The organism is Skermanella sp. (genome assembly GCF_059503625.1).
In genome coordinates, this window is record NZ_JCACHA010000797.1 from 1 (window position 1) to 9,376 (window position 9,376).

The following is a 9,376-nucleotide window of genomic DNA, read 5'->3' on the forward strand; positions in this document are numbered from 1 at the left end:
AGGTCTGGTAAGCTTGGATACATGCGCAGATCCGCTTAAAAATCACTGGAAACTCTATCTTTCGTTGATTGTGCACTGCAAATTTCATATAGTGCACCGCAGCATTTTTGAGCAGTAGGCCTGTTTCAACGGCAGGCATGCGCACAATGCATAGGCGTTTCTGGCAACTGTTTTGGAAGCCAGATCTATTAATCATTGAAAATCAAAGGTCGGCTCAAAAAACTCGGCTTTTCTGGCCACTGAAAGGTTTTCTATTATGCTGTAAAACAGCATAATTCGAAAGATAAATGAGATTGTTCGATTTCCGAGGTGATCGTAAAGTTTTCTTCAGCACCGCATTCAAGCAAAATCCGAGCTGTTCAAAAAGCCAGCCGGAACCGAGAACGCGATGCTCAATATAGCGGGCCGATTGGCCAGGAGGGTATTTTGGGTAGACCTTCGGCACAGAAGAACCAGTCTTCTCTGATCAAAATCACAAGTGGGCCGACTTTCGGGATTACCGCGGCGACTATCCTCATGTTCCTGGTCGGCGGGTTCTTCGTCCCGCAGAGTGTAAGCTCCGGGGCAGTCCTTGGGATGTTGCCTTTCGCGGCCATCCTGATCGTCATCAGTGTCGGACAAACACTCGTCATTCAGCAGGCAGGCATCGATCTGTCCGTCCCTGGTGTAGTGTCACTCAGCGCAGTTATTGTTTGCTACTTCAACGCAAACATGACCGGAGCGTTGCAGAGTGTGACCCTAGCGATCTTTTGCTCTCTTGTGGTCTGTGGTCTGGCAGGCGCTGTGAGTGGCGTGCTCATAAGCAAGATGCGGATTGCTCCAATCGTAGCTACTCTCGGGATGAACGCGCTACTGTATGGTCTTGTCCTGAAAATTTCCGGCGGTGTTCCTGTAGCGGCGCCACGTGAGTTGACCGCTTTTGCGAATGGCACGACGTTCGGCGTCAACAACCTTGTCTTCGTCGCGGTTATCCTCTCGATGGTCGCCACGTTCGTAGTGAAGGCTACCGTGGTCGGTCGTTACTTTGAGGCCGTTGGCGCAGGCAACAGGGCGGCGCGGGCAGCGGGCATTGTCGCGGACAATTACCAGATTGCAGCCTATACCGCAGCAGCTTTGCTCTATGCCGCAGGTGGCATTCTTTTAGGTGGTCTCATGCAGACGCCAAGCACTCAGCAAGGCGACAGCTATCTGATGCCATCAATTGCAGCAACGGTGCTCGGCGGAACTTCACTCTTCGGTGGCAAGGGCAATCTGGCCGCAACCTTCGTAGCAGCCCTCTTTCTATCACAACTCCAGCAACTCGTACTGACAACGGGTGCAAGCGTTGGGGTGCAGTATCTCTTCCAAGGTGTGACAATTCTAGTTGGCGTCGCGATCTATGGCACGAACTTCCGGGAAGCACTCAGTCAGCTGAGAGCCTTCGGAAGGTCCGCGACGACGTAAATCGACCGACCGCTCAACAGATGGTTGGAAATAATAACTCAAAGGACGGAGAACACATGAAGAATACAGTTACGCTTAACATTGGTCTCAAGGGTGCCGCCAGATTTTCTGCCGCCTTCCTGCTTTTCGGGCTTGCTCCTATAAGCCTTGGGACAGCTCAGGCGGCGCAATGGTGCCAGTCAATATCGGGCGGTATTTTCTGCGCCCCGAAGCAGGAAAAAACTCCATCCTGGTGCGGAACGAAAGAAATCAGCCTGGATGGAGTTTTTTCCTGCTTCGGGGCGCAGAAAATAACTCCATCCTGGTGCGGAACGAAAGAAATCAGCCTGGCTCTTGCCGATGGCACTGCGCAGAACCCTTGGCGTCAGCTTGCGACGGCAGCCGCTATCAACGAGGCAAGCCAATGCCCGAATGTGATTTCGTGGAGCCATACCGATGGTCAGGGAAATACGCAGAAGGCCATCTCGGATATTACCAGCCTTGCTGCACGTGGAACGAACGCAATTGTCGTATTTCCTGACGCTGGCCCGGCTCTCCTTCCCGCCATCCGTGATGCCTTCAATCAAGGGTCGACCATCATCCCGTACCGAGCCAAGGTCGGCGGCACTGAAGGCAAGGACTACAGCATGTTTGTCGGCTTCGACCTGAAGCAGGAGGGACTTGATTGGGGGAACTGGCTTGCAAAGGCGATGGGCGGAAAGGGTAAGCTCGTTTATCTCGGCGGGCCCGCCGGCACAAGTCAGAGCATCGAGCGAGGGCAAGGTCTCACCGAAGCGCTGAAGAATTACCCGGAAATCGAGCAGATCGGGCAATTGCCGTTCGAAGTAACGAATTGGGATGCCGATAGGGTCGGCAAGGCCCTGACAGCACTAATCGCCCGATATCCTTCGATCGACGGCGTCATGGTAGACTCGAGCTACGGTGTCCTAACATCGGGTGCGTTTCAGCGCGCCGGTCGACCGCTGCCTAAGATTGCTGGTGAAGACGTCAATTCTTACGGCTGCACTTGGAACGAACTGCATAAGAACAACAAGGACGAAAATTTCCAGTACACATCGAACAGCGCTGCCAGTTGGACCGTTCGCCTGCCTATCCGCTGGGCGATCGCAACCGCTGCTGGAGGCAAGATGGACCAACCCATGACCATCAAAGGCCCGGACGGTACTGAGCATGAGATCGCCGGACCGGGTGGGAAGGTCATCAAGAACTTTGCTCTTGACGATTCTCTCGCTGGGAAGGCCTTCTGCAATCCGAAGCTTCCTGACACTGCGTCCAACAGCACGAGCCTCTCTGATGAGCAGGTACTTGCTGCTCTCAAGGGCGGTCTCTGAGGACAAGCCGCGGCGAGCGCTTCGGCGCTCACCGTTCGAATTTTTGTCTTGGTGAGAGTTGTGCAAAATGACAAAGCTGAAAACTAGCGCAGCGGTGGTGAGTTTGGCTTCCCATTCCTTTAACGGCGAACCTGGCCTTGAGGTCAACGGTGTATGGAAGCGGTTCGGACCAGTGACCGCGGTCAAAAATGTTTCCTTCACCGCGCGGCGTGGCGAGGTCCATGCCCTGTTAGGGGAAAATGGCGCCGGCAAATCGACCTTGATGGCGATTGCGGCGGGTGCGCTCGATCCCGACGAGGGGACGGTAACAATCTGTTCGCAGCGTATGATCCGTGCGTCGGTCTCTGAAGCCCTCGACCTTGGTCTTGCCCTTGTTCATCAGCATCCGGCCGTTCTCCCGGACCTCACCGTGACCGAGAATATGCTCCTCGCTGTGCCGGAGGCATACCGCCAAGGCTATAAGCGTGATGAAGATTGGGTTCGCGCTCAGTTAGAGCAGGTTGGCTCAACCGCTGACCCCTCTGCTAGATTGGTCGATATCGATATTGCACAAAGCCACCTGATCGAATTGGCGAAGGCGTTGGCCGTCAAGCCCAAGGTCCTTATCCTCGATGAGCCTACAGCAGCACTGACGGCAAATCTGGTTGAAATTCTCTTCGACAACATTCGCAAGGCCGCGGCCGGCGGTGCGACAATCATCTATATTTCTCACCGCCTCCAGGAGATCCGTCAGATAGCTGATGCTGTGACGGTCATGCGCGATGGCGAAGTAAAAGGTGGTGGCCTGATCTCGGAATTGAGTGACGAAGAAATTTTACGACTTATTGTCGGAAGATCTATTAAGAACACTTATCCTCTTAAGCTTCAAGGCAATCCTGATACGTTAAAGGCGCTTCGCGTGACTGGTCTGTCAGGGCCAGGCTTCAGTGATGTCAATCTGACCGTACAAGCGGGCGAAATCGTTGGTATTGCTGGAATTACTGGTAATGGTCAAAGTGAGTTTCTGCGCGCATTGGCTGGCTTGACTGATACTACAAGTGGCAGTGTCGGCTTCAACGACGATACATTCAAACTCGGCAGTCCGAGCGCTGCTCGTTCAAACGGCATCATTTATTTGTCTCCTGAACGACAGAAGGAAGGCGTATTCCGCAGCTTGTCAGTCCGCGAGAATGCTTCGATTTCTGCACTTTCGAGCTTCTCGAGATTTGGAGTCGTGAGTCGTTCGCGCGAGGCAACGGCAGTTGAAGAACAACGCAATAAGTTGAAGATCAAGACCGCGACAATTGAACAGCCGATCACTACGCTCTCAGGTGGCAACCAGCAGAAAGCGATGATGGCGAGAGCGCTGTTAGGCAACGCCCGTGTCATTCTGGCTGAAGAACCCACCGCTGGCGTAGATATGGGCGCTCGCGCGGACATCTATGATATTCTTCGAAAATTGGCTGCCGACGGCACGATCGTGATCGTCGTTTCGTCCGACATCGTTGAGCTAGAAGGTCTTTGCGACCGAGTTGCAGTTTTTTCCCGCGGCCACATTGTGGGTGAACTCCAAGGTGAGGCGGTAACCGAAAGCAACATTGGCCGTACAATGATCAGTGCGACATCGTTACGGCATTCCGGTGAAAGCGTGCGGAAGAATGGCCTCGCGACGAAGATTGGCCGGATGATGAGTAGCGATAACACGCCGCTTTTCGTGCTTTCTATATTGATAATTCTGCTGACAGTTGCAGGGTCAGCCTACAATATTAGGTTTATTTCTGCGTTCAACATCGAAAAAGTTCTATATATGGCGGCTGCTTTGGCATTCGTTTCCTTTGGTCAGCTGTGCGCGGTCCTAACTGGCAGGATTGACCTATCAGTCGGTCCTTTGGTGGGCCTTTCGGTGATCATCGGCTCATTTTATCTGAACGATGGAACCGGATTTACAATTTCAGGTTTAGGCATCTGCCTAATCCTGCTGGCCGCAGCAGCGGTAGGTGTCGTGAACGGTATTCTTATCCGTTTCGCAAACTTTACGGCCGTTGCCGCAACTATCGGTATCTATATAATTTTGCAGAGTATTTCTGTCCTGTTGCGTCCATATCCGGACGGCACCATAGGTACAGCATTTACTGATGGCATGAAAACAAATGTCTCCAGTGTACCCTTGGTGTTCGCGGCCGCTGTGATCGTGGCATTCGTTATGGACTATGCTCTTCGCAAAAGTCGTTGGGGCATGAATATTCGGGCCATTGGGTCCAATGAAAAGGCTGCAGCCCATATTGGCGTCAATGTCAGCCGTTCGCTTGTCGGGGCCTATGTAGCCTGTAGCGCTTTGACAGCGATCGGCGGTCTGATCGTCGCTGCGTTGCTCGGGATCGGCGATCCAAATCAAGGACTGGAGTTTACTCTGTCGAGCACGGCCGCTGTCGTGCTTGGTGGGGCAAGTCTCCTAGGAGGGAGAGGATCATTCATCGGGGTCCTGCTGGGAGCAATCTTGATCCAATTGGTCAACTCTTCCATGGTTTTTCTTGGTTTGTCCCAAGCATGGCAGTACTGGTTCATCGGCCTCCTTACAATCGTAGGCGTTGCGGTATATTCACAGGCAGCGCGCAGAGCTGCCTGACTACAGCACCAGTCGAGGAAATTGTGAAATTCGGTAGCATCCTGCAGCATTATAGCTGGCGGAAGCTAGTATTTGGGAGAATTTAACCCACTATTGCCGGATTTCATATAATCTGGAGGCATTCACGGTTTAGCCTTTTTGATGGTCGCTATGACGTTGGTGCAGAAATCATCATGCGGGCAAACTTTTCCCAATCCCGTGGCGGTTAGGCGACCCGGCAGGACACCGCCATGCCGAGGTTGGCATGATGTTGATCACCTTGCAGGCGACTTCAGCCTCGGTCTTCTGCGTTGGCAGAGTCCAGGCGCGAAGGCTGCGGCCGATCAGTATCTTGTCGCGCAGCATCGCGACTTCTCCGAGGGAGCGGCGGCCGTAATCGACTGCTCGCTGCCAGCCAAGCCGCCCGCGCTACTGGATCACCTGGATGTACCGGTCGCGCTCGAGTTGGTGTCCGCCGCGGCGCTCGGCACTGCCGTTGATCTGGGTGGGGTGTCCACGGCGACGCCGGGCGTGGCTCAGCCACAGACCGATAGGTTGGTTCCCCGTCGTACGCACCGTCCGCCGTCAGGGAAGCAATCGGGCCTGGGATCTGGTCGAGCAGCGGGCCGACCAGGGAAGCGTCACTGTCCTCGGTGGTCGTTCGTTCCGAGGCGAGGATCTCACCACTGTCGGGATCGACCGCCAGCTGCAGCTTGCGCCAGGTCCGGCGCGGCTTTCCGCCGTGCTTCTCGAGTTGCCATTCACCGATCCCGAACACTCTGAGGCCGGTGCTTTCGATCACCACGTGAACCGGCCCGGAGGCCTTCTTCAGGGCGGTCGAGACGCCCAGGTCGGCGCTGCGGCGGGAGACCTCGTGCAGCCGCTCGCTGGCATTGGTCGTCCTTGCTTAGGCGCCGAGCCTCAGCGACGCCTTCAACTCATCTACGAAACGCCGCACGCGTGATGGCATGTGTTGTCTCGTCGGTAGCACCGCCCAGATGGCGAGCATCTCCGGCTGTGCGTCAGTCAAGGCGACGGCGGTGAGGCTATCAGCGGCAATATCCTGGGCGACGTCCCAGTACGTGAGTATCGCAAGTCCGGCGCCGGCGAGGCACGCCGCCCGAACGGCATCGACGCTGCTGGCCGAGAACCTGCCTGTGACGCGCTTGGCGATCTGCTGCTCTCCATGCCTGAACAACCAGGCATTGATGCCGTGCAGCGTCAGACAGACGTGGTTATCGAGGTCCGAGAGCTTTCCAGGGCGCCCATGCGCTTCAATGTAGCTGGGAGAGGCGCACAAGACACGCGGGTTGTCCGCCACTTTCACCGCAACCAATTCCGACATCGGCAAGGGCGCTACGCGGATCGCCACGTCGATGCCCGACGCCACGATGTCCAGGATGCCGTCGGTAAGTGTGACGTCGACCTGCAGCAGCGGATTAGCGGCCATGAGCCTCGCGACCAATGGCACGACCAGTGAGCGCCCAATGACGTTGGGCGCCGTTATCTTGAGCACGCCGCTCAGTCCGTCGTGCTGCTCGGCGAATGCCGCGACGGCGGCGTCCCGGGCGTCGAGCATCGCCTGAGCAAGAGGCAGGAACGTCTCGCCGTCCGACGTCAACGCAACCGACCGCGTCGTACGATGTATGAGCCGGACACCCAGTTCCTGCTCCAACCCCGCCAGCCGCCTGCTCACAGCCATCGGCGACATGCCCGCGTGCCGTCCAGCGCCCGATAGGCTACCCGCCGACACGATCGAACAGAAGAGGGAGACATCCGACAGATCCATCAGCTTAACGATAGACGATAAAGTACTTATCGTCCAGTTCGCCTACTGAGCCTTGCCAATGGTCATTACCTGATCCGCCGAAGGAAAATTCTTTTCATGGAGATCGATCATGAGCACGGACGTCGCTCCTCTTTTCACGAAGACTGATATAAACGGCCTTTCTCTCCGCAACCGGTTCGCCGTCGCGCCAATGACGCGCGTGAGTGCCACCCAGGACGGCGCGGCGACCGAAACCATGAAGCGCTACTATGAGCGCTTCGCGAGGGGCGGCTTCGGGCTACTGATCACGGAAGGCATCTATACGGACCAGGCGTTCTCGCAAGGGTACATTCACCAGCCGGGCATCAGCAATGAGACGCAGGCGCTCGCATGGCGGCCGATAGTCGAGGTTGCCCACCAGCATGACGCGCGCATTTTCGCGCAGATCATGCACGCGGGCGCCATCAGCCAGGGCAACCACTTCCGTGATGGCAGCATCGGGCCATCGGCGTTCAAACCTAAGGGCAAGCAAATGGACTTCTACTATGGCAGGGATGATTATCCGACGCCGGTTGCCATGACGGACGAGCAGATCGCCGACGTGATTGAGGGCTTTGCCCAGGCCGCTGCGCGTGCGGTATCAGTCTCCGGGTTCGACGGCGTGGAAATTCACGGCGCCAACGGCTACCTCATTGATCAATTCCTGACTGACTATACCAACGAGCGTACTGACCGCTGGGGCGGTGACACGCGTCGACGTGCCGAGTTCCTGCTGGCCGTGTTCAAAGCCGTGCGCGAGAAAGTCGGCAAGACCGTCCCGGTGGGCACCCGCATTTCACAGGGCAAGGTGAATGACTTCCTCCACAAGTGGAAGGGTCGCGAGCGGGATGCTGAGATCATCTTCGGATCGCTGGCCGATGCCGGCGCCGATTTCATCCACGTAACAGAGTTCGAGGTCTGGCAGCCTGCATTTGAAGATGGCCGTGACAGCCTCGTCGCGCTGGCTCGCCACAATGCGCCTGACAGCCGGATCATCGCCAACGGCAGCCTGCACGACCTGACACGGGCCGAAGATGTACTTCAGCAGGGTGCGGATTTGGTGTCGATAGGTCGCGGTGCACTTGCCAATCCTGATCTTCCTCGCCGTGCTGAAGCGGCGCACCATCTTGCGGAGTTCGATCACAGCATTCTCGGCCCGATCGCAAACATCAAGGACCGCGAACTCTGGATGTGAACCGCAGGACGGCGGGATGGCGGCAACAGGACATGAGCAACACGAAGGGTTACGTGCCGCCTAGGATCTAGACCTGGACCGCGGAGAACGGTGGGACGTTCGCGCACATCAACCGCCCGACCGCCGGTCGGACACACGACAAGGCGCTGGAGATAGACCGACATCCCCTCCAGTTCTACTCGATGGACACGCGCAACGGCGTAAAGGTCACCATCATGTTCGAGGAGCTACTGAAGGCCGGACATACCGGCGCTGAGTATGACGCGTGGCTGTTCCAAATCGACAGAGGGGACCAGTTCGGAAGCGGTTCGACTCCTTCCTTCCCCAGAAAGGTGTGCGCGGGCGGAATGCCTGTTCTGGCTCTTCTGGCGGGTCAGCAGCGGTCCCTTCCTCGTGGGCGCTTCGGCCGCTTCTACGCCTATGCGCCGGAGAAATACGAATACCCAATCGACCGGTTCGCAATGGAGACCAGGCGGCAGCTCGACGTGCTCGATCGCGGCCTGACAGCCAGTGAGTACATCGCCGGCTCCGACTTCACTATCGCCGACATGGCGATCTGGCCGTGGTACGGTCGCTCTCACGGGGCGAACTATACAGTGCCGGCGACTTTCTGCAGATCGATGAATATCGCCATCTACAGCGCTGGACGGAGCAGGTCGGAACCAGATCCGCGAGCGGCATGATGCGAGCGACTTCGCGTCCCTGCTGGACAGCAATGGCTGGGTCGGCAATCACGATTGAAGGACATGAACATGGAACAGAAAAACCCAGCCCCGCCGGAAGCTACTCGTCGCACCTCAGTTCACATCTGGATCGACTTCGTGTGCCCGTATTGCCTGCTCGGCGAACAGGTCGTCAGGAAGGCAATTGAGGGCTTGGAAGTCGACATCATCTGGATGCCGTTCGAGCTGCGCGAATACCCGACCCCAACGTTGCGGCCTGGAGACGATTATCTACCCAGAGCCTGGAAAGAAGGCGTCTACCCAGCGGCCGAACAGCTGGGCATCGACATCCGC

General features: G+C 56.7%; 7 protein-coding genes and 1 pseudogene. 6 read left to right on the forward strand and 2 right to left on the reverse strand.

What is annotated here, in order from left to right:
* Nucleotides 1-309: 309 nt before the first annotated feature.
* From AC5JJ6_RS28190 to AC5JJ6_RS28200, 3 genes are all read left to right on the forward strand, one after another.
* Nucleotides 310-1,443, forward strand: a complete 1,134-nt coding sequence (locus tag AC5JJ6_RS28190) for an ABC transporter permease (protein WP_496045245.1) — start codon at nt 310-312, stop codon at nt 1,441-1,443.
* 56 nt (nt 1,444-1,499) lie between these two features.
* Nucleotides 1,500-2,774 carry a substrate-binding domain-containing protein gene (locus tag AC5JJ6_RS28195; RefSeq protein ID WP_496045246.1) on the forward strand — a complete coding sequence of 425 codons (1,275 nt, stop codon included), beginning with the start codon at nt 1,500-1,502 and terminating at the stop codon, nt 2,772-2,774.
* A 67-nt stretch (nt 2,775-2,841) separates the two neighbouring features.
* Complete coding sequence (locus AC5JJ6_RS28200; RefSeq protein ID WP_496045247.1) at nt 2,842-5,379, forward strand: ATP-binding cassette domain-containing protein; 2,538 nt, start codon at nt 2,842-2,844, stop codon at nt 5,377-5,379.
* A 205-nt stretch (nt 5,380-5,584) separates the two neighbouring features.
* Here the strand turns inward: AC5JJ6_RS28200 and AC5JJ6_RS28205 are convergent.
* Together AC5JJ6_RS28205 and AC5JJ6_RS28210 are read right to left on the reverse strand one after the other, a co-directional pair.
* Nucleotides 5,585-6,226, reverse strand: a pseudogene (locus tag AC5JJ6_RS28205) (IS5 family transposase); the annotation flags it as partial.
* A 39-nt stretch (nt 6,227-6,265) separates the two neighbouring features.
* Nucleotides 6,266-7,147, reverse strand: a complete 882-nt coding sequence (locus AC5JJ6_RS28210) for a LysR family transcriptional regulator (protein WP_496045248.1) — start codon at nt 7,145-7,147, stop codon at nt 6,266-6,268.
* Between the two features lie 109 nt (nt 7,148-7,256).
* On the opposite strand from AC5JJ6_RS28210, the gene AC5JJ6_RS28215 reads away from it, so the two are divergent.
* The 3 genes from AC5JJ6_RS28215 to AC5JJ6_RS28225 all read left to right on the forward strand — a co-directional run.
* A complete protein-coding gene (locus tag AC5JJ6_RS28215; RefSeq protein ID WP_496045249.1) occupies nt 7,257-8,360 on the forward strand; it encodes an NADH:flavin oxidoreductase in 1,104 nt (367 codons plus the stop codon).
* A 182-nt stretch (nt 8,361-8,542) separates the two neighbouring features.
* Nucleotides 8,543-9,043, forward strand: a complete 501-nt coding sequence (locus tag AC5JJ6_RS28220; RefSeq protein WP_496045250.1) for a glutathione S-transferase C-terminal domain-containing protein — start codon at nt 8,543-8,545, stop codon at nt 9,041-9,043.
* A gap of 69 nt (nt 9,044-9,112) precedes the next feature.
* Nucleotides 9,113-9,376 (forward strand): DsbA family oxidoreductase (locus tag AC5JJ6_RS28225; protein ID WP_496045251.1); only part of this gene is annotated, 264 nt, incomplete at its 3' end.

What these genes read in the sequence shown, in the direction of transcription:
- AC5JJ6_RS28195 (WP_496045246.1), top strand. Translation starts at nt 1,500, where the DNA reads ATGAAGAATACAGTTACGCTTAACATTGGTCTCAAGGGTGCCGCCAGA.
- AC5JJ6_RS28200 (WP_496045247.1), top strand. Translation starts at nt 2,842, where the DNA reads ATGACAAAGCTGAAAACTAGCGCAGCGGTGGTGAGTTTGGCTTCCCAT.
- AC5JJ6_RS28210 (WP_496045248.1), bottom strand. Translation starts at nt 7,147, where the DNA reads ATGGATCTGTCGGATGTCTCCCTCTTCTGTTCGATCGTGTCGGCGGGT.
- AC5JJ6_RS28215 (WP_496045249.1), top strand. Translation starts at nt 7,257, where the DNA reads ATGAGCACGGACGTCGCTCCTCTTTTCACGAAGACTGATATAAACGGC.
- AC5JJ6_RS28220 (WP_496045250.1), top strand. Translation starts at nt 8,543, where the DNA reads ATGGACACGCGCAACGGCGTAAAGGTCACCATCATGTTCGAGGAGCTA.